The organism is Rhizomonospora bruguierae, assembly GCF_018397995.1.
Classification (GTDB): Bacteria; Actinomycetota; Actinomycetes; order Mycobacteriales; family Micromonosporaceae; genus Rhizomonospora; species Rhizomonospora bruguierae.
Genome location: NZ_BBQH01000011.1, coordinates 67,687 through 91,496 on the forward strand (window position 1 = coordinate 67,687; position 23,810 = coordinate 91,496).

The window sequence follows — 23,810 nt, forward strand, 5'->3', positions numbered from 1 at the left end:
TCCGGGCAGCGGTGCCCGGTCCGACGGGGAGGCGCCATGATCGACGCGTCGAGCATCCACCTCAACCGCCGCACGCTGCTGGGTCTGGGCCTGACGGCCGCCGCGGCGCCCGCGCTGTCCGCCTGCGGGGGCGCCTCCACCACCGGCGCCGACACCGGGTCCGGCGCCGTGTCGTTCCTGTCCACCCAGTTCACCCCGATCGAGGAGCGGCAGCGCTTCGAGGCGATCCTGAAGGACCGCGTCCCGGACGTGCCGGTCGCGTACAACCCCGTCGAGGCGGGCGTGTTCGCCAGCACCCTCACGTCCCAGGTGGACGCCAAGAAGGTGCAGGTGAGCCTGGCCGGCGGGGTGCACGGCGACCTGGCGCCGTACGCCAACCGGTTCGAGGATCTCGACGACGTGATGGGCGCGCTCGGCGATCGGGGCTTCCCCGACGAGATCGCCACGCTCGCCAAGCTCGGCGGGGGCAGCACCAAGTACATCCCGTGGATGCAGGCGTCGTACGTGCTGGCGGTCAACAAGAAGGCGCTCCAGTGGCTGCCGCCCGGGGCCGACGTGCAGCGCCTCACCTACGACCAGTTCCTGGACTGGATGACCAGGGCGCGGCAGGGCAACGGGGGCAGGCCGGTCCTCGGCCTGCCCTGCGGTCCGAAGGGCCTCTACCACCGGTTCTTCCAGGGGTACCTGCTGCCCAGCTTCACCGGCGCGCAGGTGACCGGCTTCCGTGGCCCGGAGGCGGCGACCGCCTGGCAGTACATGAAGGACCTGTGGGCGAACACGGCGACGGCCTCCACGAACTACGACTACATGCAGGAGCCGTTGCAGCGCGGCGAGGTGCTGGTCGCCTGGGACCACGTGGCCCGGCTGGTCGGCGCGCCCAAGGACAAGCCGGACGAGTGGGTGATGGCGCCCGCCCCGCGCGGGCCGAAGGGCCTCGGCTACATGCTGATCATCGCCGGGATCGCGATCCCCCGGGGCGCACCCGAGGAGGCCAGGGCTAAGGAGGTACTCACGGCGCTCACCGCCGTGCAGACGCAACTGGACGTGCTGCGCCAGAACGCGTTCTTCCCGGTGGTCACCGCCGCGCTGCCGCCCGACCTGCCGCCCGCGATCAAGCTGGAGGCGGACGCGGTCGCCAGGCAGCAGGGCGCCAGCGACGCGGTGGTGGCGCTGCCGCCGATCGGGGTGGGCAGCCGCGACGGCGAGGTCTCCCAGGTCTTCAAGAACACGTTCAAGGAGATCTGCCTGGACAACCGCCCGGTCCAGCCGACGCTCGACACCCAGGCCCGCCAGTTGAACTCCATCCTGGACGAGTTGAAGGTGCCGTGCTGGCGCCCCGACCCGGTGGAGGCAGGGCAGACCTGCCGGGTGCGGTGACCGCGACCGAGCCGGCCACCGAGCCGGCGACCGGGTCGCCCGGCGCACCCGCCGCCGCACCGCGCCGGGCACGCCCACGCCTGCCCACGCCACTGCTGCTGATCGCCCCGTCGGTGCTGTTCCTGGCGGCGCTGTTCCTGTGGCCGCTGCTGGTGGGCATCGGGCAGGCGGTCACCGACGACGGCGGGGGCACCACCCGGTACCTGCGCCGGATGGTCGACGACCCGTACTTCTGGCCGGCCACGCGCAACACCGTCCTGCTGATCGTGGTGCTGATCCCGCTCCAGTTCGCGTTCGCCATCGCCATGGCCCTGCTGCTGCGCGAGAAGCCCCGGCTGTCCGGCCTGTACTTCTACCTGTGGACCGTGCCGCTGGCGATCAGCGACCTGGCCGCCGGGCTGGTCTGGCTGGCGATCTTCACCGACCGCGGGTACCTCAACTCCCTGCTGTCCGGCCTCGGCCTCAGCGACGGGTACGGGTGGCTGCACTACGACCACGACCTGACGATGTTCCTCGCCGTGCTGGTCGCCGAGTTGTGGCGCTCCACCTCGCTCGTGCTGGTGATCGTGGTGGCCGGGCTGCAGAACGTGCCCCGCGACTACGACGAGGCGGCGGCCGTGTTCGGCGCCTCGTACCGGCAGCGCCTGCGGTACGTGATCCTGCCCCAGTTGCGGCCCAGCCTCCAGGTCGCGCTGATCCTGCGCACGATCCTCGGGTTGCAGACGTTCGCGGTCGCGCAGGCACTGACCGGTCGCAACTTCCCGCTGCTGGTCGGTGAGGCGTACCAGTGGTACATCGTCCTGCAGAACGAGCACGTCGCGGCCGCCATCGCCCTGGTCATCCTCGCCGCGTCGATGGTGACCGCGATCGTCTACCTGCGGGTGCTGCGCGATCCGGCGGTGGAGGTTCGCCGGTGACCGCCACCGTCCGCGGGCGCCGGCGCCGCCGCGTCGTCCTGCTCCAGGCCACCTGCGCGCTGGTCACGCTGTTCATGGCGCTACCCATCTACCTGATCGCGCTGGCGGCGCTGTCCAGCCGGGAGTCGCTGAACCGGTTCCCGCTGCCGCTGCTGCCCACCGACGTCTCCACCGAGACGTTCCGGGCGTTCCTGTCCGCCACCGGCGTCATCGGCGGCTTCCAAAATTCGGTCGAGGTCGGCGTCATCACGTTGCTGCTCTCGCTTGCCGTCGGGGTGCCCGCCGGGTACGCCGTGGCCCGCTACGCCTTCCGCGGCCGGGACCCGTACCAACTGTTCCTGCTGCTCACCCGGGCGCTGCCGATCGTCGTACTCTCCGTGCCCCTGGCCAGCGTGTTCCTCACCACCGACCTGTACGACACGACCTACGCCGTGGCGCTGCTGCACACCGCGCTGGCGCTGCCCACCACCGTGCTGATCACCTCGGCCGTCTTCGTGGCGGTGCCGGTCGAACACGAGGAGGCGGCGGTCGTGTTCGGGGCCACCCCGCTGCGGGCGTTCCTGCGGGTCGTGCTGCCGCAGGCCCTGCCCGGCATCGCGGCCGCCGCCATCTTCACGTTCGTCACCTCCTGGAACGAGGTGCTCGGCGCCGCGATCCTCACCCTGAACCGGCGCACCCTGCCGGCGCAGGTGCTGCTCACCCTGCCCGACTCGCCGCTGGCGTACCGGTTCGCCGGCGGCTTCGCGCTGGTCCTGCCGGCGCTCGTATTCATCGCGATCATGCGCCGGTACCTGCTGAACATGTGGAGCACGACCATCCGCTGAGCCCCGGGAGGAGCCACGTGGCCGACATCGACCTGCGCAACCTGGTCAAGACGTACCCGGGCGGCCGGAACCGGGCCACCGACGACGTCTCGCTGACGGTGGCCGACGGCGAGTTCCTGGTGCTGGTCGGGCCCAGCGGCTGCGGCAAGACCACCCTGCTGCGCATGATCGCCGGGCTCGAGCTGCCCGACGCGGGCGCCGTCCACATCGGGGGCCGCGACGTGACCGCGCTGCCGGCCCGCCAGCGCGACCTGTCCATGGTCTTCCAGTCGTACGCGATCTTCCCGCACCTGCGGGTCCGGCAGAACATCGCGTTCGGCCTCACCATGCGCAAGGTGCCCAAGCCGGAGATCGACCGCCGGGTCGAGCGGGCCGCCGACCTGCTGCACCTCACCGAGTACCTGGACCGCTACCCCGCCCACCTCTCCGGCGGCCAGCGCCAGCGCGTCGCCGTCGCCCGCGCCATCGTCGTCGACGCCGGGGTCCTGCTGATGGACGAGCCGCTGTCCAACCTGGACGCCCTGCTGCGCATGCAGTTCCGCACCGAACTGAAGAAAATCGTCGCCGAGCTGGGCACCACCACCGTGTACGTCACCCACGACCAGGCCGAGGCCCTCTCCCTGGGCGACCGCGTCGCGGTCATGCGGGAGGGCCGGATCGCCCAGATCGGCCCGCCGCTGGAGGTCTACGACGCGCCCTGCGAGACGTTCGTCGGCGGCTTCCTCGGCGCCCCGCCGATGAACTTCGTCGCCGCGCACGTGCGCCGGGCCGGGAACGACGCCGTCCTCCGCCTCGGCGACCATGATCTGCCGGCCCCCGCCACCCTGCTCACCCGGGACGGCGACCGCGTCACCCTCGGGGTCCGGGCGGAGAACATCCAGGTGGCGACCGACGAGGCCCCGGACCGCATGCCGGGCACCGTCGAGGTCGTGGAGCCGACCGGGGCCACGATCCTGCTGACCGTCTCGGTCGCCGGGCAACAGCTCAAGGTGCAGACGGCACCGACGGTCCGCAGCAAGCCCGGCGACCCCGTGTGGCTCGCCGTGGACCCCGACCGCCTGCGCCTCTACGACCCGGACACCGGCGCGGCCGTCGACTGACCCGGGTTACCCGGGAGGATTGAACGACCAGCAAGATCGTTAAGTCGAGCACCGCGTCACCCTCCGCACCCTGGCGTGCCCAGCTGATTGGATGAGTAAGCTTTCCCCATGCTGACTCGCCTTGAGGTCCAGGGGTTCAAGAATCTCTTGGACGTCACCGTGGATTTCGGGCCCTTTACCTGTATCGCGGGCGCCAACGGAATCGGCAAATCCAACGTCTTCGACGCGATCGAGTTCCTCTCATACCTGGCAAGCGAGTCTCTTGTCGAAGCCTCCCAGCGTGGGCGAAGCGCAACCGGCGTCCGTGGCGGCGATCCTCGCGACCTGTTCTGGGACGGTTACCGCGATCACCAGAGAAAGATAAGCCTGGCCGCGGTGGCGCCTTCCTCTCAACGCAGAAGCGTGCGAGCGGGACCGTAGTCAACGTGCATGGTGACGGCGGCAGCTTCGGCAAGCCACAACCCCGCGCTGCGGCGCGCGCCGGCCGAACGGTGTTGAGCACTGTAACCACCAATGATTATCCGACCATCCTGGCGGCCCGCCGTGAAATGCAGAGCTGGCGACGGCTCGCGCTGGAACCGTCGGCCCTCCGCGCGCCGGATAATCTGACGGACCCGCGTTCGTTGGGCGTGGACGGGCGCCACCTGGCCGCCACGCTCTACCGAATCGCGCACGAGAAGGACCGCGCCACGGGCGCCGCCGATCCGGACGCGGTTTACGCGCGCGTCGCGGGCCGACTCTCGGACCTTGTCGGCGTCGGCGTGGAGACCGTCTCCGTAGAGCTCGACCCGGTCCGCGAAGTGTTCACGCTCATCCTCGAGGAAAAGGGCGGACTTCGCCTCCCGGCCAGAGCACTCTCGGAGGGTACACGCGTGACCGACAGTGGCGTTCCGCAGCGGCCCGCCACCGTTGAGCCGCGGGACGCCGTTCCTACGGATCATGGCGATTTCAGTAGCGGGCCGGCGCCGAGGGCGCCGGCCGCCGCTCACTGCTTGACCTGGTACGTGACCCGCAGCGTGGCCCGGGCCAGGGTGTGGAACGCCAGGTTGAACCCGACCACGGCGGGCGCCACGTCCGGGGTCACACCGAGCTTGTCGACGTCGATCGCGTGCACCGCGAAGACGTACCGGTGGGGCCGGTCGCCGGCGGGTGGGGCGGCGCCGCCGTAGGCGCGCTCGCCGTAGTCGTTGCGGACGTGGAAGGCGCCGTCGGGGAGCTGGTCATCGCCCTCGCTGGCCACCCCGGCCGGCAACTCGGTCACCGAGGCCGGCAGGTTGACCAGCACCCAGTGCCAGAAGCCGCTGCCGGTCGGGGCGTCCGGGTCGAAGCAGGTGACCACGAAGCCGCGGGTCTGCTCCGGGAAGCCGGACCAGCTCAGCTGCGGTGAGACGTTCTGGCCGCCGACGCTGGCGTGCGCGTACCGGTCGCCCTTCGGGCCGCCGTCGGTGAGGTCCGTGCTGGTCAGCGTGAACGACGGCACCGGGGGCAGGACATCGTACGGATCCGGGGGGACGGCTCGTTCGAGGCTCATGCGGCCCAGCCTAGACCCGCTACCCGCGGCGCGATCGCCGCAACGCGTGCCGGCGAATACGGAACCGCCCGATCCGCGGCCCCGGCCTCGCCCGCTACTTGCCGCAGGTGCCGTTCTCGCGGCGGTTCGAGATCGCCTTCGCCGCGCCCGACGAGTACTCGGCGAGGGTCTGCCCGTCGGGCTGGAAGTACCACTTTCCGTCCACCAGTCGCAGCGACCCCCGGCCGACCCGGCCGCTGCCCTCCCGGCGCCAGGCGAGCTCGACCAGCACCTCGCTGATCGGCACCACCTTCTGGAGCTGGAAGCCGGCCCCGGGCGAGACCGGGCAGGTGGTGTTCGCCTTCACGAACTCCTTCTGCGGGACCTCCTTCTGGGCATCCGTGGACCACAGCTTCCACGCGCCCACCCAGTCCTGCTGGGCGAGCAGGTCGAACTCCTTGTTGGCCACCTCGAGCGCCTCGGCGGTGTTGACCGAGATGGGCGACCTGGTGGGGCTGGCCTCCCCGTCGCCGCCGGCGCCCGGGGCGCCCGCGACGGGCGGGGTCGCCGCCCCGGGCGGTGTCAACTCCGTGCCACAACCGGTGACCAGCGCCAGCAGGGCGATCCCCACCGCGGCACCCACGCTCCAGCGCATCACGCGACCCTTTCGTCGATCGAACGACCGGAGCCTACATCAGGTCATATCAATTGCGGGAGCGCTCCCAATGATTGACGTCGATCGGGCCTGGGCAGGCCGTAGTTGTCGCGCAGCGTGGTGCCCCGGTACTCGGTCCGGAACAGCCCGCGCCGCTGGAGGATCGGAACCACGTGGTCCACGAACGCCGCCAACCCGGACGGCAGGACCGGCGGCATGATGTTGAATCCGTCCGCGGCGCCCTGCGCGAACCAGTGCTCGATGGCGTCCGCCACCTGCTCGGGGGTGCCGGCGAAGGTGCGGTGCCCCCGGCCGCCGCCGAGCCGCCCGATCAGCTGCCGGACGGTCAGCCGCTCCCGCCGGGCCAGCGTCACGATCAGCGTGTACCGGCTCTTGGCGCCCTCGATCTCGTCCTCGGCCGGCAGGTCCGCCGGCAGCTCGGCGTCCAGCCGCAGCTCCGCCTCGGGCACCCGGAGCGTCTGGGCGAGCTGCCGCAGCGCGTACTCGGGGCGGATCAGCCGGTCCAGCTCCTCGTCCAGGGCGCGCGCCTCGGCCTCGGTCGAGCCGATCACCGGCACGATCCCGGGGAGGATCTTGATGGTGTCCGGGTCCCGGCCGAGGCCGAGCGCGCGGGCCTTGAGGTCCCGGTAGAACGCCTGCGCCTCGTCGAGCGTCTGCTGGGCGGTGAACACCGCCTCGGCGTACCGGGCCGCGAGTTCCTTGCCGTCCTCGGAGGAGCCCGCCTGCACCAGCAGCGGGTACCCCTGCGGCGGCCGGGGCACGTTCAGCGCGCCGGCCACCCGGAAGTGCCGGCCCGCGTGCCCGGCCGGATGGATCTTCGAGTCGTCGCCCCAGACGCCGCGCTCCTTGTCGCCCAGCGCCGCGTCGTCCTCCCAGCTGTCCCAGAGCTTCAGGGAGACCTCGATGAACTCGGCCGCCCGCTCGTACCGCTCCCGGTGCGCGGGCAACTCGTCCAGGTTGAAGTTGCGCGCCGCGTCCAGCCCGGCGGTGGTGACGATGTTCCAGCCGGCCCGGCCGCCGCTGACGTGATCCAGCGAGGCGAACCGGCGGGCCAGGTTGAACGGCTCGTTGTACGTGGTCGAGGCGGTGCCGATCAGTCCGATGTGCTCGGTCACGCCGGCGAGCGCGGTGAGCAGCACGGTCGGCTCCAGCGTCCCGCCCGGGCGGCGGCCGATACTGTTCCACAGCACCGGGCTGTCCGCGAGGAACACCGAGTCCAACCTGCCCCGCTCGGCGATCCGGGCCAGGTTCTGGTAGTGCCGGATGTCGATCGCGGCGAACGGGTCGCTCTCCGGCAGCCGCCAGGCCGCCTCATGGTGTCCCACGCTCATCAGAAAGGCGTTCAGGTGCAACTGTCGGCGGGTCATGCCGGTACTCCTTCGCTCTCTTTCGCGCCCGGCTCCCGGACGCCCAACGCGTCCAGCAGCAGGCCGCGGTACTCCAGGTAGTGGGGGTCGGCCGGCGAGCGGCGGCCGGGCAGGTCCACGGTCAGATCCAGGCCGATCCGGCCGGCGTCCAGCACCACGACCCGGTCGGCGAGCACGATCGCCTCGTCCACGTCGTGGGTGACCAGCAGGACGGCGGGGCGGTGCCGCTCGCACAGCCGGCGCAGCAGGCCGTGCATCCGGATCCGGGTCAGCGCGTCGAGCGCGCCGAACGGCTCATCGGCCAGCAGCAGTCGCGGCTCGGTGACCAGCGACCGGGCCAGCGAGACCCGCTGCTGCTCGCCCCCGGACAGTTCGGCCGGCCAGGCCCGCTCCCGGCCGGCCAGGCCCACCTCGGCCAGCGCCGCCCGCCCCCGCTCCCGGGCGTCCCGCGCGGTCAGGCCCCCGGCGCTCCGGCCGCCCGGGCCCCCAGTGCCCCGGCCAGCGGTGCCCCGGCCACCCAGGCGCGCGGTGCTCCGGCGGGCGAGGCGCGCGGTACCCCCGCCGGCGAGGCCCAGCACCACGTTGTCCAGCACCCGCCGCCAGGGCAGCAGGCGCGAGTCCTGGAAGACGACCGAAACCCGGTCCGGGACCGCCACCTCGCCCGACCCGGCGACGCCGAAGTCGAGCCCGGCGAACGCGCGCAGCAGCGTGCTCTTGCCCGAGCCGCTGCGCCCGAGCAACGCCACGAACTGCCCGTCCGGGATCTCCAGGTCCAGCCCGTCCAGCACGGTCCGCCCGCCGAAGCCCCGGATCAGCGCGGACGCCCGCGCACTCACCCGGCCAGGGTCCGCCGCCACGACAGCACCCTCCGCTCGATCAACCGGACGCCCGCGTCCGAACCGAAACCGAACAGCGCGTACACGACCAGGCCGACGAGGATGACGTCGGTCTGCGCGTAGTTCTGCGCCTGGAACATCAGGTACCCGATCCCGCTGGTCGCGTTGATCTGCTCCAGCACGATCAGCACCAGCCAGGAGCCGGTCACCGCCAGCCGCAGCCCGACGAAGAAGCCGGGCAGCGCGCCGGGGATCACCACCTGGCGAACGAAGCGCCAGCGGCTCAGCCCGACCACCTCGGCCAGTTCCACGTACCGGCTGTCGATGCCGGTCAGCGCCGCGTACGTCTGGATGTACATGGTGATCGAGACGCCGATCGCGATGATCACCACCTTGAACGCCTCGCCGATGCCCAGCCAGAGGATCATCAGCGGGATCAGCCCGAGCACCGGCACCGAGCGCTGCACCTGCACCAAGCCGTCCACGACCGCCTCGCCGAGCCGGCTGAGCCCGGCGACCAGCGCGAGCGTGGTCCCGATGACCAAGCCCGCCGAGAAGCCCAGGGCGGCGCGCTGGAGGGAGGTGAGCAGGCTGTCCGGCAGCCGGCCGTCGGCGGTCAGGGCACCGGCGGTGCGCAGCACGGTCCACGGCGCGGAGAGGATGCGCGGGTCCAGCGCGCCGCTCGCCGAGCCGGCGGACCACACCGCCAGCAGCAGCAGCGGGCCCAGCACCCGCCCGTACGGGATGGGCCGGCCCAGCCCGAGCCGGCGCCGCCGGGGCGGCCCGATCGCCGTGGCCCCCGTCGCCGTGGCCCCGGGCGGGGCGGCCCCCGTCGTGGTGGCCTGGATGGTCAGGGTCATCGTTACTCCCGGTACTGGGGGGTGGCGGCCTCCGCCGCGACCCGCTCGAACCGCCGGTCGAACAGCTCCGAGGCGGTCACCCGCGGGACGAACCCGCCCTCGGCGAGCAGATCGGCGGTCTCCTGCTCCCAGGCGATCGCCCGCTCCCACGACGCGGGCACGACCGGCTTCGGCGTCGTCGCCACGATCCGCTGACCGTCGGCGGCGCTCACCCCCTGGTCCTTGACGTAGTACAGGTCGATCCACTTTTCCGGGTTCTCGTACGCCCAGATCTGCCCCCGCACCCAGTACGGGATGAAGGCGCGCACGGCGGCGGCCTTGGCGGGATCGGTGAGCACCTCGACCGGCGACCACAGCACGGTCAGGTAGTCGACGGCGTGCATGTCCAGCGCGCGGGCGCCGTCCCGCCCGTACTGCTGGAGATACTTGGTGGTGCTCGGCTCGGACAGCGGCGCCACGTCCACCTGGCGCGCCTGGAGCGCGGTGAGAAACTGGTTGCTGGTCAACGGGGTCAGCGTGACATCCTTAGTAGACAGTCCAAGCTCCTTGAGGGTGCGCAGCACCACCACGCCCTGCGCCTGGCCCTGCGAGAACGCGATCCGCTTGCCGCGCAGGTCCGCCAGGGTGGTGATGGCGGTGCCGGGCGCCGTGCCGAACTGGTAGATCGGCACCGGCTTGGTCACCACCGCCACGATCCGGGCCGCGAACCCGATGGCCGCCGCCTGGATCGGCGGCACCCCGGCGTTGGACGCCACGTCCACCGAGCGCGCCCGGAACGCCTGGATCACGTCCGGCCCGGCGGAGATGTTCGGCCAGCCGGCGACCGTGAACGGCAGGTCTCCCAGCAGCCCGGCGCCTTCCAACTGCTTCTCCGTCGTGTGGATGGAGACGGTCAGCCGGGTGTCCCTGGCGACGGCGGTCGGCAGCGGCGCGTCCGCCGCCAACCCGCCGCCGGCACCCCGCGCGGCGGTGCACGCGGCCAGCAGCGGAAGTGCGGCGGCGCCGGTCAGCGCCGAGAGGAACGCGCGCCGGTTCAGCGCCGGAGGACTGTGCGGTGCGGTCGTAGGCATGCCAAAAACCTACTAGACCTATAGGATAACGAGCCACACCCGTAACAGACACTTCGCGCCAGTTCATCGATACTTAGCGAACCCCTACCCCACCCGGCCCCGCGCTCGCCTGACCTGCCCCGATCCCGCAGCGGCAGGCCCACAGCCCACGCCCTCCCGCGCCGCACCCTCCCGCGCCCGCCTCGTACCGCAAAGGCACGTGTCGGCGATTCCGACGGGTGGGCCGACAATCGACGAGGCGGAGGCACGAGGTCGCGCGCTATCGGCCCGGCCCGACGCGGCGCGACGCGACGCAGCGCGGAGGGTGGGGTTGTGGTGCACGGCGCTTTGCTCTGCTTCCCGATAGGAAGCACCGCCACCCCTTACATCGCCGCCCGAAGGGCAGCCCCGGGGCGGGTCGGTCAGGCACAGGCAAAACGGGGTGACCGGCCGGGTCGAGCAAGACGCGAACGAGGCAGATCGAGCGCGACACCCTCTCCCACCAGGAGGTACCCCGCCGGTACCGCCGAAAATGATCGCGGATTTCGGGGACGAGCCGCTCCGGTCACCTGACGGCGCCCCTCGCCCCACCGGGGTCAGCGAGGAGGGGTGACGTTGGTCAGCCGGCGGCGGCGAGGGAGTTGTGGCCAGGCGTTCGGGGTTCACGCTGAGCGGTTTGCCGCCCCGCCTTCCGGGTAGGCCGCGTCAATGAAGGAGGCCACGATGACAGTGCAGCCCGGCTACCCCCTGGTGCCCGCCGTCGTCGCCGCCGCGGCGCGACGCGACCGGGAGGATGAGGAGACCGGCGAGACGGTCGGCGCGAGCGACGCGGAGGCCGACGCGATTCGGGCCGGCGCCGAGGGTGACCTGCGGGGCGCCACCCGCGACTCGGACGGCGTGCCGGTGGGCCGCGCGGACGCGGAGGCCGACGCGGAACGGGCCCGCAGCACCGACTGACCGCCGCCCACCCCGTTCACCAGGTGGGCCAGTTGGGCACGGGCCTGGGCCACCGGGACCTTGAGCGTCACGGGCGCCAGGGCGGCCGAACTGTACATTCTGTACGTGCCCTCGCCGTACCGCCCGGTGCTGCGCCACCCCGTGCTGCGCCGGTTGCTGCCCGGCTTCGCGGTGTCCGCGGTCGGCGACGGGATGAGCCTGGTCGGGATCAGCTGGCTCGCCCTGGACCTGGCCCCACCCGGCCGCGGCCCCGCCTGGGTGGCCGTCGCGCTGGCCGCGTACTCGCTGCCCAGCGCCGCCGGGGTGGTCCTGCTCGGCCGGTACCTGGGCGGCCGGCCCGCCGCCCAGCTGGGATTGTGGGACGCGGTGCTGCGCGGCGTCCTGCTGGGCGCGATCCCGGTGCTGCACCTGCTCGGCGCGCTGACCCTCCCCGCCTACGTCGCCCTGCTGGGCGCGGCGTCGGTGCTGCACTCGTGGGGGCAGGCGGGCCGGTACACGCTGCTGACCGAGCTGCTTCCGGACGAGCACCGGCTCGCCGGCAACGCGCTGCTATCGATCTTCAACGAGCTGGGTGTCCTGCTCGGCCCCGCGCTGGCCGGGCTGGTCATCGCGGCGGTCGGGGCCCCCGCGGTGCTGGCCGTCGACGCCGCCACGTTCCTGGCGCTGGCCGCCGCGTACCGCTTCGGGGTGCCCACCGACCGGCGGCGTCCCACGGCGGCGCCCAGCCCGGGTGCGGGTGCCCAGGGCTGGCGGGTGATCCGCGCCGACCCGCGCCTGCTCGGCCTGCTGGTGCTGAGCTTCGGGTTCTTCGCGCTGTACGGGCCGGTCGAGGTGGCCCTGCCGATCCACGTGGCGGACGAACTGCACGCCCCCGCCACGCTGCTGGCCACCTACTTCACCGTCTTCGGCGTCGGGGCGTTCGCCGGCGCGCTGCTGGCCGGGTACCTGCGCGCCGCGCCGCTGTGGCCGGTCACGATCGGGATCGTGCTGGGGTGGGGCGTCTGCCTGTTGCCGCTCGGGCTCGGCGCGCCCGCGGCGGTCACGATGGTGTCGTTCGCCCTCGGCGGGCTCATCTGGGCGCCGTACCCGGCCACGTCCACCGCGCTGTTCCAGCGCAGCACCAGTACCGATCAGCTGCCCCAGGTGCTCGCCGCGCAGGGCGGGCTGCTGGTGGTCGCCCTGCCGATGGGCACGCTGGCCGGCGGTCCACTGGCGACCGTGTTCGGCGGGCGGGGCACCGTCCTGCTCTCCGCCGTCGCCACGATCGCCCTGGGGCTGGTCGCCGCCGTCCTGGCCCGGCCGCGCCGGTCGGGGCGCCGGCAGGACGGGCGCGGGCCCGACGAGCCGCGGACCAGCGGGCAGGGGCCGGACGAACGGCGGCCGGACGAGCCCGAGGACCGGGAGTTAGGCTCGGTCGCGCCCCGCTCGTCCTGAGGAGCAGACCGTGTCAGAGACTTCCGCCTTCGCGCCCGCGCCGGCCCGGGTGGACCTGCCCGCCGTCGACCATGAGGTGCTTGCCCTGTGGCGGGAGCGGGACGTGTTCCGCCGCAGCCTGGAGCAGACCGCCGGCGGCCCCCGCTGGGTCTTCTACGAGGGCCCGCCCACCGCGAACGGCCGGCCCGGGGTGCACCACGTCGAGGCGCGCGTGTTCAAGGACGTGTTCCCCCGCTACCGGACCATGAAGGGGTACTCGGTGCCGCGCCGCGCCGGCTGGGACTGCCACGGCCTGCCGGTGGAGATCGCGGTCGAGAAGGAACTGGGGCTCAACGGCAAGCGGGACATCGAGCGGGTCGGCATCGCCGAGTTCAACGCCCGCTGCCGGGAGTCGGTGCAGCGGCACGTCGGCGAGTTCGCGGCGATGACCGACCGCCTCGGGTACTGGGTGGACCTGTCCGCCGCGTACTGGACGATGGACCCCCGGTACGTGGAGAGCGTCTGGTGGGCGCTGCGGCAGATCTTCGACAAGGGTCTGCTCGCCGAGGACCACCGCGTCGCGCCGTACTGCCCCCGCTGCGGCACCGGCCTGTCCGACCACGAGGTCGCACAGGGGTACGAGACGGTGGTCGACCCGTCCGTCTACGTGCGGCTGCCGGCGGTGGGCCCGGTCGCCGGCATCGAGGGCGTCGACCTGCTCATCTGGACCACCACCCCGTGGACCCTCGTGTCCAACACCGCCGTCGCGGTGCACCCCGAGGTGACCTACGCGGTCGCGCGCACCGGTGCGGGCACGTTCGTCGTCGCCGAGCCGCTGGTCCGCGCCGCGCTCGGCGACGACGCCGAGGTGCTGGCCACCCTGCCCGGGCGGGAGCTGGAGCGGCTGCCGTACCGGCGCCCCTTCGACCTGGTCGACGTGCCCGACGCGCAGGTCGTGGTGCTGGCCGAGTACGTGACCACCGAGGACGGCACCGGCCTGGTCCACCAGGCACCCGCGTTCGGCGCCGACGACCTGGCCACCTGCCGCCGGTACGGGCTGCCGGTGGTCAACCCGATCGGCCCGGACGGGCGGTTCCTGCCCGGGGTGGGCCTGGTCGGCGGGCAGTTCTTCAAGGACGCCGACGGTCCGCTGGTGAAGGAGCTGGAGCGGCGCGGGCTGCTGCTGCGGGCCCAGCCGTACGAGCACAGCTACCCGCACTGCTGGCGCTGCCACACCCCGCTGATGTACTACGCGCAGCTGTCCTGGTACATCCGCACCACGAAGATCCGGGACGCGCTGCTGCGGGAGAACGAGCGCACCACCTGGTACCCGGAGCACATCAAGCACGGCCGGTACGGCGACTGGCTGGAGAACAACATCGATTGGGCGCTGTCCCGCAACCGGTACTGGGGCACGCCGCTGCCGCTGTGGCGCTGCCCGGAGGGGCACCTGACCTGCGTCGAGTCCCGCGCCGAGCTGGGCCGGCTGGCCGGGCGTGACCTGGCCGACCTGGACCCGCACCGCCCGTACATCGACGAGGTGACGTTCGCCTGCCCGTCCTGCGGCGCCGCCGCCACCCGGGTCCCCGAGGTGATCGACGCCTGGTTCGACTCCGGCTCGATGCCGTTCGCGCAGCTCGGGTACCCGTTCGTGGCGGGCAGCGAGGAGGAGTTCGCGCGGGCCTACCCGGCGCGGTTCATCTGCGAGGCGATCGACCAGACCCGCGGCTGGTTCTACACGCTGATGGCGGTCGGCACGCTGGCCTTCGACCGGTCCTCGTACGAGAACGTGCTCTGCCTCGGGCACATCGTGGCCGCCGACGGCCGCAAGATGAGCAAGCACCTGGGCAACATCCTGGAGCCGGTGCCGCTGATGGAGCGGCACGGGGCGGACGCGCTGCGCTGGTTCATGGCCACCTCCGGCTCGCCGTGGGTGTCCCGCCGGATCGGCGACGCCGCCCTGGACGAGATCGTCCGGCGTACCCTGCTGACCTACTGGAACACGGTCTCGTTCTTCACCCTGTACGCGTCCACCGCGGGCTGGACGCCGGGCTCGACCGGTACGCCCTCCGCGCTGGACCGGTGGCTGCGGGCCGAACTGCACCACCTGGTCGGCGCGGTGGACGCCGCCATGGAGAACTTCGACACCGCCGGCGCCGGTCGCCTGCTCGGCCAGTTCATCGACGACCTGTCCAACTGGTACGTGCGCCTGTCGCGGCAGCGGTTCTGGACCGGCGACCCGGCGGCCCTGGCCACCCTGTACGAGACGATCGACGTGCTGACCCGGCTGCTGGCGCCGTTCATCCCGTTCCTCACCGAGCGCGTGTGGCAAGTGGCGGTGCGCCCCGGCACCCCGTCCGCACCGGAGTCGGTGCACCTGGCCTCGTGGCCGTCGCCGGCACCCGCGGCGACCCGGGGCGCCGACGACGATTTGCGCGCCCAGATGACCAGCGTGCGGGCGCTGGTCGAGGCGGGCCGGGCGGCCCGCAAGGCGAGCGGGGTGCGCGTCCGCCAGCCGCTGGCCCGCGGCCTGGTCGGGGTACCGGGCGCGGACCTGCCGCCCGAGCTGCTGGCCTACGTGGCGGACGAGCTGAACGTGCGCGAGCTGGCCGGGCTGCACACGGCCGGTGAGGTCGTCGACATCACCGTGAAGCCGAACTTCCGCGAGTTGGGGCGCCGCTTCGGCCCCCGCACCCAGCTCGTCGCCAAGGCGATCGCCGCCGCCGACCCGGCGGCGCTGGCGACCGGCGGTGAGGTCACGGTCGAGGTGGCGGGCGAGCGGGTCACGCTGAGCCCGGAGGAGCTGATCGTCAGCCAGGCGCCGCGCAGCGGTTGGGCGGTTGCCAGCCAGCGGGACGTGCTGGTCGCCCTGGACACCACGATCACCCCGGACCTGCGCCGCGCCGGGCTGGCCCGCGAGGTGATCCGGCTGGTCCAGGAGGCGCGCAAGCGGGCCGGCCTGGCCATCACCGACCGGATCTCGCTGGTCTGGTCCGGCGAGCCGGAGATCACGGAGGCGATCCGCGAGCACGGCGGCGAGATCGCCGAGGCCGTGCTCGCCACCTCGGTGGCCCAGCGCGACCCCGGCACCGGCGACGACGTGGTCGACGAGGGCGACCTGGGGCTCCGGTTCCGCATCTCGCCCGCGGCTGCTTAAGGTCGACGCCGCGCAGGACAGGACTTCGTCCTGACCGTTGATAGGGCGCTAAGCCGGCGTCGCTTGCCCCCCTCCCTTCGCTGACAGGACGGGGACAAGCGACGCTCACTTGCGTGGCGCGCGGCGCGCTCTGGAGCTGGCTAAACGAACTGCCGACACCGCGCGTTGGTGCGCTGCTTCAGACCGGGCGCATCACGAGATGTACCCGGTTGCTGTTCTGTTGCAGTCAAGCCGCAGGTAATAGTTGTGGCTGCTGTTGAGGCCGGTGACCTTACCGGTGACGGTCTTGGGGCCGCTTTCGACGTTCACCCAGCCATAGTTGTCTTCGCCCGGGATCCGCACTCTCGTGTCCGGGTTGGTGGTCTGGTCGAAGATCCTGAAGCGACCCCAGCTTGAAACATTTACCCCGTAGCCAACCCATCCGCCGGTGGCGGGGACAGCGGCGGTGTCGTTCCACTGTCCGCCGGTGTAGCACGTGGTATAGGCCGCAGCCAGGGCTGGCTCCGCCGTGACCACCAATACGCTCGAGAACATGCCGAGGCCCAGCATCGCCGCGCCCAATCGCGTCCGCCAACTCTTCACGAACCAGCTCCCCCATCTGCCGTCGTTTGGCCAACGCCATCTGCGGCAGCCAGCGGGTAGGCAGACCTGAATCTTCCTACTGCGCAGCACCGGCCGATTCTCGGACCAGTGCCCGATGCCCTGATCCATCCGAGTGCTGCCGCTGTGCCGGTCCGATCTGGGTTGACCCATTCAGTGAGCGCACTAACGACATCGCCGCCATATCCGGAAACGCCAGGTGACGACGGTGTCCATCGTAGATATTGAGACGGTAGCGACGTACGGGGCAACCGTCAATACCCCGCGGCACGGCACCACTCGGTCCACAGTGGCCATATGCGTCCTCTTTGGAGGTTCATTTGATGGCCAACGCGTTGGGTGGGGAGCCGACCCCGCCCACGATGTTCAGCGGCTTGCAGGTGAGGAAGAAGTCGTAGCGCCCGTCGCGGGCGCAGTCCGCGGCCAGCTCGTCGAGCTTCCACAGCTCCCCCATGGCCATGCCCAGCAGCGCGATCAGGGGGCGGTGCAGCATGCCGCTGTGGTTCACGCCGCGCTCGGGTGGGCGGTCGTCGGACCCGCGGAAGTCGGACTCGAGCACCGGGTCGGCCTCGACCGCGGGCGTGTCGCTCGCGACGACGGCGATCTCGTGGTCCCACAGCCAGCGCAGGATCTCCTCCCGCTGGGCCAGCCCGGGGGAGGCGTTGCGGGTGTTGAACTCGATGCGCTGCTCCCGGGTCTTCGCCACGTAGTTCTCGGCCCAGCCGGTGCGCAGGAGCAGGATGTCGCCGCCGTGCCACCGGACGCCCTGGGCGGCCGCGATGGCGTCCAGGGTCGCCGCGTCGAGCCCGACGGTCGTCTCGCGGTCGTACTCGCGGCCCTCGGCCACGAAGAAGCGTTCCACGTCGAGCAGCACGCCCCGCCCCGCGATGCCGGCCTGGGCGTAGTTGTGGATGCCCAGCCGCGTCGACTCGGCGGTGTTGTCGGCGGCCGGGAGTCCGTTGTAGAACCCGTACCGCGGGTGGCCGATGTGGCGCAGCGAATCCAGTTGCGAGGTCGACTGTAGATAGAACGAGTCGAGCCAGTCGTCGCGGTGGAACTCGTTGTTGGCGAACACGTGATGCCGGGTGGCCGGGCGGGTACCGGTCGGGTACGGCTCGAACGCGTTCAGCGGATAGTCGAGATTGAAGCGTTGACCGGTCTGGATGAGGCTGGCCGCCGCCGCGACGCGGGAGGGGGTCAGCAGGTTGACCGTGCCCAGTTCGTCGTCCCGGCCGAAGACCGCCCAGCTGGAACGGGGCGGCTCGGCCGAGGCCAGCTCGTCATACGTCGGCACGTGGTGGTCCCTCCCCGGGCGCTCCGACCTCTTCGCTCAACGCGGCGGCCGTCGCCCGCAGCTGTTCCAGGGCCGGCGACAGGTCGCCCAGGTCCCCGGCCAGGAGCGCTACCGTGGCGCAGAATCCCTTCTCGTCGAAGATCGGTGCGGCCACCGCGAACGATCCCCCGCCGTGGCGCACGAGGCTGAACCCCTGCTTGCGGGCGGCGGAGACATCCACCTCCAGGCGGGCCCGCTCGGCGAGCGGCATGCCGGCCGCCACGGCGTCCATCGCCGCGGGGCCGGCGTACGCCAGGTACAGGTGGGTCTGCGCCGCGCTGGCATCGAGCCTCGTACCCGCGTGCACGGTCACCACGACCATCCGGCTCGTATCCTCCTCGACCAGAGCGACGATCGGGCCCTGGACCCCCGGGACGCTGAGCACCGCCGTCATCCGAACGGCGGCGCTCAGCTTCCGCAGGTAGGGGCTGGCGATCTCCACGATGCGCTGGCGCCCCAGGGCCAGGGTCCCCAGCTCGATCATGAGCCCACCGAGCGTGAAGGTCCCCCGCCGCGGGCCCCGGTCCAGAATCCCGGCGGCAACCATCGATGTGCAGTAACGGTAGGCGGTGGTGCGGTTCAGACCCGTGCGTTCGGCGATGTCGGCCGCCGTGAGCTCGAGTACCCGGGGGCCGAAGAGCGCGCAGATCTGGCCCACGCGGGCAACGGCCCGGATATCGGCACTCGAGGCTTCGCTCGGATCAAAGTTCGCCATTCCAGGATCGTAGTTCACCTGGCGACATCCGGACGCTGCCACGACCGCCATGCGACCGGTGGTTCAGCCGGCGAGCCAGTTCGTCACCTTGGTCGTGGCCTCGTTGAAGTTGGTGGCGTACCAGTCGACGTCCTGCAGCACGGTCTTGCCGGTGTTGACCGGGCCGTACACCTCGACCTTCTTGGCGTTCGCCGACAGGTTCGGCTTGGCGCCCAGGTTCACCGGCGCGACCCCGAGGGCCTCGGCGATGCCGGCCGTCGCCTCCGGGCTGACCACACTGGCCACGAAGCTGGTGGCCGCCTTGACGTTACGCGACCCCTTCGGCACCGCGAAGGCATTGATGGAGGTCACGGTCACGTCCCAGACGACGGTGACGTCGGTGCCGGAGTCCATCAGCGGCACCAGCCGCGAATCGGGCGCCAAGAACAGGTCGACCTGCTTCGCGCCGACGGCCTGCTGGAGCGCCCCCACGTTCGGGGCGAACGTGGTGACCTTGCGGATCGAGTCCAGCTTCTTCAGGGCCCGGTCCATGTCGAGCGGGTAGAGCTTGTCCGGCGCCACCCCGTCGGCGAGCAGCGGGTACTCCAGGATGCCGTTCTGCAGGTTGGTCAGGATGCCCCGCTGGCCCGGGAACCGCGCCACGTCGAAGAAGTCGGCGATCGTCCGGGGCGCCTTGCTCGGGTCCGGGAACGCGTCCGTGCGGTAGGCGAACGGGGTGGCGTTGATGAAGTTGGCGATGTAGCACTTGCCCACGGCCTGCTCGACCAGTTCCTTCGTGTCCAGCCCGGGGAAGTCGAGCGGCTCGAAGAGCGTCCCGCAGTTCTGGGCGGCGGCCGCCGGCGAGGTGGCCACCACGTCCCATTCCACCTGGCCGCTCTCGACCTGCGCCTTCACCTGCGCCACGTCCGGCGGTGAGGTGTTGACGAACGTGACGTTCGGGTGGGCCGCGGTGTACGGGGTCTGCCACTTGTCGATCATCGCCTGCTGGCCGGCGCCGCCGTAGGCGACGAACGTCAGCGAGACCGGCCCGTCAGGATCGGACTGGGCCGGCGGCTCGTCGCTACCGCAGGCGGTCGCCAGTAAGGACAGGATGACCGTCGCGCTGACGGCCGTGACGGTGCGGGCGGTTCGGGAAACCATTCGTCATTCCTTCGGTTAGGTGGGGCGGCACCAGGGAACCGGCTAGCGTCGTTGACCAGGTGTGCGTTGGTGTACGGGAGAGGTGAGGGATCTAGGCGGCGACGATGCGCTGCCGCTCGACGAGCCACCACGCGAGCACCGGCTGGCCGATGCCCAGCTTGCTTTCCGTGGCGTCGAGCCGGGCCCGACCGACCGCGTTGCCCCGGCCCAGGGACAGCACGGCCGTGCGGTAGGCGCCCATGTACTCGATGTCGCGGATGGTCGCCGGCACCGAGGTGGCCCCCGGTGGTACGACGCCATCGCCGGCCACGAGGCGCACGTCCTCGGGTCGTACCACCAGCGCGCTGCGCCCGCCGGCCCCGACCCGGGGCGACACCGTGCGGGAGTCGACCGGCCAGGTCTGGTCCTCCCAGGTACCGGTGCCCTCGGCCACCCGGGAGAGTTCGAAGACGTTCGAGTCGCCGAGGAACCTGGCCGTGAACAGCGTCTCCGGGCTCTGGTAAAGGGCCTCGGGGGTGCCGACCTGCTCGATGCGTCCGTTGTTGAACAGCGCGATCCGGTCGGACAGGTTCATCGCCTCCTCCTGGTCGTGAGTGACGAAGACAAACGTCGAACCCACTTCCCGGTGGATGCGCCGGATCTCCAGTTGCAGCGTGGCGCGCAGGTTGCGGTCCAGCGCCCCGAGCGGCTCGTCGAGCAGCAGCGCCTTCGGGCCGAAGACGATGGCCCGCGCGAGCGCGACCCGCTGCTGCTGGCCGCCGGACAGCTGGGCCGGGAAGTGGCCGTCGCGGCCGGTCAGTTGCACCAGGTCGAGCACCTCGGCGACCTTGCGGGTGATGTCGGCCTTGGGCAGCTTGCGTTCCCTGAGCGGGTAGGCGACGTTCTGCGCGACCGTCATGTGCGGGAACAGGGCGTAGTTCTGGAAGAGCATGCCCAGGTTCCGCTTGTGCGAGGGCAGTTCGCTCACGTCGGCCCCGTTGAGCGAGATCGTGCCCGCGGTGAGGGTCTCGAACCCGGCGATGAGGTTGAGCGTGGTGGTCTTGCCGGAGCCGCTCGGCCCGAGCAGGGTCATGAACTCACCCGGTTCGATGGTGAGCGACACGTCGTCGACGGCCGGGACCGCCAGCCCGTAGTCCTTGGTGACGTTGGCCAGACGGATCCGGGTCCCGGCCCGTGGCGGTAGCGGCGCCGGAGCGGCAGCGTGGGACGTGGTGACGGACATCGGCGCTCCCTCCTATCTGGACTTTCTCCGGGTGCCCACGAACTGCAGGACGAGGCAGAGGACGGTGACCGCGATAACCACGACGCTGGACGACGCGGCGATCGTCGGGTCGATCTCGACGGTGACGCTGTTGTACATCTGGACCGGGAGCGTCTGGAACCGCGGCGAGCGCAGGAACAGCGCGATCACCACCTCGTCGAACGAGGTGACGAACGCGAAGATGGCGCCGGTGACGATGCCCCGGCTGATCAGCGGCATCGTGACCCGCAGGAACGTCCGCCACGGCGGGGCGCCCAGCGAGGCGGACGCGCGCAGCAGCTTCGGGTCGAACCCGCCCAGGGCACTGGTCACCGACACGAGCACGAACGGCACGCCGATCACGGCGTGGGCCAGCACGTAGCCGCCGAGCGATCCGACCAGGTGCCACTTCAGGAACGAGATGTACACCGCGACCGCGATGACGATCGCCGGCGTGACGATCGAGATCATCAGCAGGGTCCGCACGAGCCGCGCCAGCCGGCCGGTCAGGTGGTGCAGGCCGAGCGCGGCCGCGGTGCCCACCACGGTGGCCAGCAGGGCGGCCAGCAGGGCCACCAGCACCGAGTTGCGCAGCGATTGCAGCCAGACCTTGTGCGTGAAGAAGTTCTCGTACAGCTGGAACGAGAAGCCCTTCGGCGGGAACTGGAACGTCGTGGCCGTGCTGAAGCTCATCGGGATGACGAACAGCGTCGGCAGGATGAAGTACAGCCCGACCAGGGCGACGACGATCCGGAGCCACCAGGGGATCGGGTCCACCCCGCGCTCGCGGCGCCGGGGCCGGCGCGGCCGGCGGGCGGTTCGGACCTCGGCCGGCTCGGTGTCGGTGTCACGCAACGCCGTGGTCATGTCCTGTCCTTCGTCCGGGAGGCCGCGACGACGCCGATGGCCGAGATCGTGCCGCCGAAGCGGTTGGCCCAGGCCACGAGCACGAGCGTGATGACCAGCACGAGGAAGCCCAGCGCGCCGGCACCGGCGAAGTCGAGCAGCTGGGTCGTGCGCTGGCCGAGCAGCTGGGCGACCAGCGACTCCTTCGGCGTGCCGAGCAGGGCCGGCGTGACGTAGAAGCCGAGGCTGAGCGTGAACACGAGGATCAGGCCGGCCACGACGCCGCCGCGCGACAGCGGCCAGTACACCTTCCAGAACGCCTTCAGCGGATGCGAGCCGAGGCCGCGGGCGGCCAGCAGCAGCCGCCGGTCGATGCCGCTGAGCGCGCTGAACAGCGGCAGCACCATGAACGGCAGCAGCACCTGGCTCATCGCGACGGTCACCCCGGCCACCGAGCCGTAGAGCACGACGTCCAGGCCGAACAGCTTGAGGAACGAGTGCACCGGCCCGTTGCGCTGCAGGATGACGATCCAGGCGAAGTTGCGGGCCATGACCGAGGTCCAGAACGGGATCAGCACGATCACCAGCAGGATGCCGCGCAGCCGGGGCCCGACCCGGGTCATCACGTACGCGTAGGGGTAGCCGAGCAGGAACGCGATGAGGGTGACCATCGCGGCCGTCGTGGCCGTGCGGAGCAGCACCTTGAGGGTGACGCCGTCGGTGAACAGCGTCGCGTAGTGCTCCAGCGTGAAGTCCGACCGTCCGACGCTGCGGTACACGCTGTTGACCAGCGGCACGAGCAGGATCGCGGTGAGCAGGGCCAGCGCCGGCACGAGGAACAGCCAGTGCGGGCTCGGGGTGCGCCACCGCTTCGGGGCACGCGCCATGGTCACCTCCGCCTTCCTCCCGCCGTCGCGGGCTCGCCCGTCGTGCATGGCTAACCCGCGAGCATCGAACTGAGGGTGTGTGCCGCCCGCTCGAGCGCCTCGACGCGCTCCCCTCCGTGGTCGGCGTTGAGCATCGTGGTCGTGCCGAGCAGCGCCATCGCGGCCTGCACCTCGTTGGCGGCGAAGACCGGCACGGCGGCCGAGGCCAGACCCTCCCGGTCGAGCAGGGCCGCCCAGGCGATCCGGTGGCGCCGCACGCCGGCCAGCACCTCGCGCTCCTTGGCGGCCTCGGCCGGGCTGAGGGTCGCGTGGGCGCGGGTCACCGCGGCCGGGTCGGTTTGGAACGCCAGCAGCACCCGGGTCTGGGCCGCCTTGAGCTCGAGCACCGTGCCGACCCGGACGGTCAGGATGATGGTGCCCTCCCATGCCTCCTCGACCAGGGTCACCACCGCGCCCGAGCGGCCCAGGAAGCTCAGCACCGTCGTGAGGCCGGTGGCGTCGGAGAGATGCCGCATGATGGCCGGCGCGAACGTGAGGACCTGCTGGCGGACCGACACCAGCGCGGAGAGCTGGTCGAGCAGCGGGCCGGGGCCGAACGACGTGCTCAGGAAGCCGGCCCGTTGCAGGGACTGGAGGTAGCGCCGGGCGGTCGTGCGGTTCATGCCGAGCCGCTCGGCCACCAGCGCGGCCGTGAGGCTGCGGGTGTCCTGGTTGAGCAGCGCGAGGACGTTCGCCGCCCGCTCGATCGACTGGATCTCGGTTCGGTCGGGGTCCAGTGTGACCGGCGGCGGGTCGGCGGGAGCCGGGCCAGCGGTGTCGTGGCCGATGCGCATACTCCCACCTCCTCGTGCGGGTCGTCCTCGGTTTGGAGTGGTGTCAGTAGAGCAGCCGGAAGTTCGTGATGCAACCCCCAGATGTCGCATTGTGAACAGTCAACCGGCCGATCGCAGCTCTCACGTCGGAAGGTGAGGTGGACAGTGGTACCTCCTGATCGTAATATGAACCG

At 71.6% G+C, this 23,810-nt stretch carries 22 protein-coding genes; 8 read left to right on the forward strand and 14 right to left on the reverse strand.

Features of this window, described 5'->3' with window-relative positions:
* Positions 1-36: 36 nt before the first annotated feature.
* The 5 genes from KJS59_RS02270 (at position 37) to KJS59_RS02290 (ending at position 4,638) form a co-directional block, all read left to right on the forward strand.
* Positions 37-1,377: an ABC transporter substrate-binding protein gene (locus KJS59_RS02270; RefSeq protein ID WP_213450541.1), complete on the forward strand. Its 1,341-nt coding sequence runs from the start codon at positions 37-39 to the stop codon at positions 1,375-1,377.
* Complete coding sequence (locus KJS59_RS02275; RefSeq protein WP_249713804.1) at positions 1,374-2,294, forward strand: carbohydrate ABC transporter permease; 921 nt, start codon at positions 1,374-1,376, stop codon at positions 2,292-2,294. Before KJS59_RS02270 ends, KJS59_RS02275 begins: the two co-directional genes overlap by 4 nt.
* Positions 2,291-3,118 carry a carbohydrate ABC transporter permease gene (locus KJS59_RS02280; protein WP_249713805.1) on the forward strand — a complete coding sequence of 276 codons (828 nt, stop codon included), beginning with the start codon at positions 2,291-2,293 and terminating at the stop codon, positions 3,116-3,118. The genes KJS59_RS02275 and KJS59_RS02280 overlap by 4 nt, the downstream gene beginning before the upstream one ends.
* 17 nt (positions 3,119-3,135) lie before the next feature.
* A complete protein-coding gene (locus tag KJS59_RS02285; RefSeq protein WP_213450542.1) occupies positions 3,136-4,218 on the forward strand; it encodes an ABC transporter ATP-binding protein in 1,083 nt (360 codons plus the stop codon).
* 108 nt (positions 4,219-4,326) lie between these two features.
* Positions 4,327-4,638 carry an AAA family ATPase gene (locus KJS59_RS02290; protein ID WP_213450543.1) on the forward strand — a complete coding sequence of 104 codons (312 nt, stop codon included), beginning with the start codon at positions 4,327-4,329 and terminating at the stop codon, positions 4,636-4,638.
* Positions 4,639-5,203: 565 nt separating this feature from the next.
* On the opposite strand, the gene KJS59_RS02295 is transcribed toward KJS59_RS02290, so the two are convergent.
* The 6 genes from KJS59_RS02295 to KJS59_RS02320 all read right to left on the reverse strand — a co-directional run bounded on the left by KJS59_RS02295 (position 5,204) and on the right by KJS59_RS02320 (position 10,537).
* Complete coding sequence (locus KJS59_RS02295) at positions 5,204-5,749, reverse strand: YbhB/YbcL family Raf kinase inhibitor-like protein (RefSeq protein ID WP_213450544.1); 546 nt, start codon at positions 5,747-5,749, stop codon at positions 5,204-5,206.
* Positions 5,750-5,843: 94 nt separating this feature from the next.
* On the reverse strand, positions 5,844-6,383 hold the full coding sequence (locus tag KJS59_RS02300) for a hypothetical protein (protein ID WP_213450545.1): 540 nt from the start codon (positions 6,381-6,383) through the stop codon (positions 5,844-5,846).
* Between the two features lie 44 nt (positions 6,384-6,427).
* Positions 6,428-7,771, reverse strand: coding sequence for an LLM class flavin-dependent oxidoreductase (locus KJS59_RS02305; RefSeq protein WP_213450546.1), 1,344 nt, complete (start codon positions 7,769-7,771; stop codon positions 6,428-6,430).
* Complete coding sequence (locus KJS59_RS02310) at positions 7,768-8,607, reverse strand: ABC transporter ATP-binding protein (RefSeq protein ID WP_213450547.1); 840 nt, start codon at positions 8,605-8,607, stop codon at positions 7,768-7,770. The genes KJS59_RS02305 and KJS59_RS02310 overlap by 4 nt, the downstream gene beginning before the upstream one ends.
* Complete coding sequence (locus tag KJS59_RS02315) at positions 8,604-9,467, reverse strand: ABC transporter permease (protein WP_213450548.1); 864 nt, start codon at positions 9,465-9,467, stop codon at positions 8,604-8,606. The genes KJS59_RS02310 and KJS59_RS02315 overlap by 4 nt, the downstream gene beginning before the upstream one ends.
* 2 nt (positions 9,468-9,469) lie before the next feature.
* The gene (locus KJS59_RS02320; protein ID WP_213450549.1) at positions 9,470-10,537 is read right to left on the reverse strand and encodes an ABC transporter substrate-binding protein; all 1,068 of its coding nucleotides are present in this window, start codon (positions 10,535-10,537) and stop codon (positions 9,470-9,472) included.
* Between the two features lie 702 nt (positions 10,538-11,239).
* Here KJS59_RS02320 and KJS59_RS02325 point away from each other — a divergent pair.
* The 3 genes from KJS59_RS02325 (at position 11,240) to ileS (ending at position 16,043) form a co-directional block, all read left to right on the forward strand.
* A complete protein-coding gene (locus KJS59_RS02325; protein ID WP_213450550.1) occupies positions 11,240-11,473 on the forward strand; it encodes a hypothetical protein in 234 nt (77 codons plus the stop codon).
* Positions 11,474-11,578: 105 nt separating this feature from the next.
* Positions 11,579-12,907, forward strand: a complete 1,329-nt coding sequence (locus KJS59_RS02330; RefSeq protein WP_249713806.1) for an MFS transporter — start codon at positions 11,579-11,581, stop codon at positions 12,905-12,907.
* A gap of 10 nt (positions 12,908-12,917) precedes the next feature.
* The gene (ileS, locus tag KJS59_RS02335) at positions 12,918-16,043 is read left to right on the forward strand and encodes an isoleucine--tRNA ligase (protein ID WP_213450551.1); all 3,126 of its coding nucleotides are present in this window, start codon (positions 12,918-12,920) and stop codon (positions 16,041-16,043) included.
* Between the two features lie 192 nt (positions 16,044-16,235).
* Here ileS and KJS59_RS02340 read toward each other — a convergent pair whose 3' ends face one another.
* The 8 genes from KJS59_RS02340 to KJS59_RS02375 all read right to left on the reverse strand — a co-directional run bounded on the left by KJS59_RS02340 (position 16,236) and on the right by KJS59_RS02375 (position 23,637).
* The gene (locus tag KJS59_RS02340; RefSeq protein ID WP_213450552.1) at positions 16,236-16,625 is read right to left on the reverse strand and encodes a hypothetical protein; all 390 of its coding nucleotides are present in this window, start codon (positions 16,623-16,625) and stop codon (positions 16,236-16,238) included.
* Positions 16,626-16,959: 334 nt separating this feature from the next.
* Positions 16,960-17,937, reverse strand: a complete 978-nt coding sequence (locus tag KJS59_RS02345) for a cyclase family protein (protein ID WP_213450553.1) — start codon at positions 17,935-17,937, stop codon at positions 16,960-16,962.
* On the reverse strand, positions 17,924-18,691 hold the full coding sequence (locus KJS59_RS02350) for an IclR family transcriptional regulator (protein WP_213450554.1): 768 nt from the start codon (positions 18,689-18,691) through the stop codon (positions 17,924-17,926). Before KJS59_RS02350 ends, KJS59_RS02345 begins: the two co-directional genes overlap by 14 nt.
* A 63-nt stretch (positions 18,692-18,754) precedes the next feature.
* Complete coding sequence (locus tag KJS59_RS02355) at positions 18,755-19,831, reverse strand: extracellular solute-binding protein (protein ID WP_213450555.1); 1,077 nt, start codon at positions 19,829-19,831, stop codon at positions 18,755-18,757.
* Positions 19,832-19,922: 91 nt separating this feature from the next.
* On the reverse strand, positions 19,923-21,053 hold the full coding sequence (locus KJS59_RS02360) for an ABC transporter ATP-binding protein (RefSeq protein WP_213450556.1): 1,131 nt from the start codon (positions 21,051-21,053) through the stop codon (positions 19,923-19,925).
* 12 nt (positions 21,054-21,065) lie between these two features.
* The gene (locus tag KJS59_RS02365; RefSeq protein ID WP_213450557.1) at positions 21,066-21,938 is read right to left on the reverse strand and encodes an ABC transporter permease; all 873 of its coding nucleotides are present in this window, start codon (positions 21,936-21,938) and stop codon (positions 21,066-21,068) included.
* Positions 21,935-22,804 (reverse strand): ABC transporter permease, encoded by an 870-nt coding sequence (locus KJS59_RS02370; protein ID WP_213450754.1) that lies wholly within the window; start codon positions 22,802-22,804, stop codon positions 21,935-21,937. The genes KJS59_RS02365 and KJS59_RS02370 overlap by 4 nt, the downstream gene beginning before the upstream one ends.
* 50 nt (positions 22,805-22,854) lie before the next feature.
* Positions 22,855-23,637, reverse strand: a complete 783-nt coding sequence (locus tag KJS59_RS02375) for an IclR family transcriptional regulator (protein ID WP_213450558.1) — start codon at positions 23,635-23,637, stop codon at positions 22,855-22,857.
* Positions 23,638-23,810 lie beyond the last annotated feature (173 nt).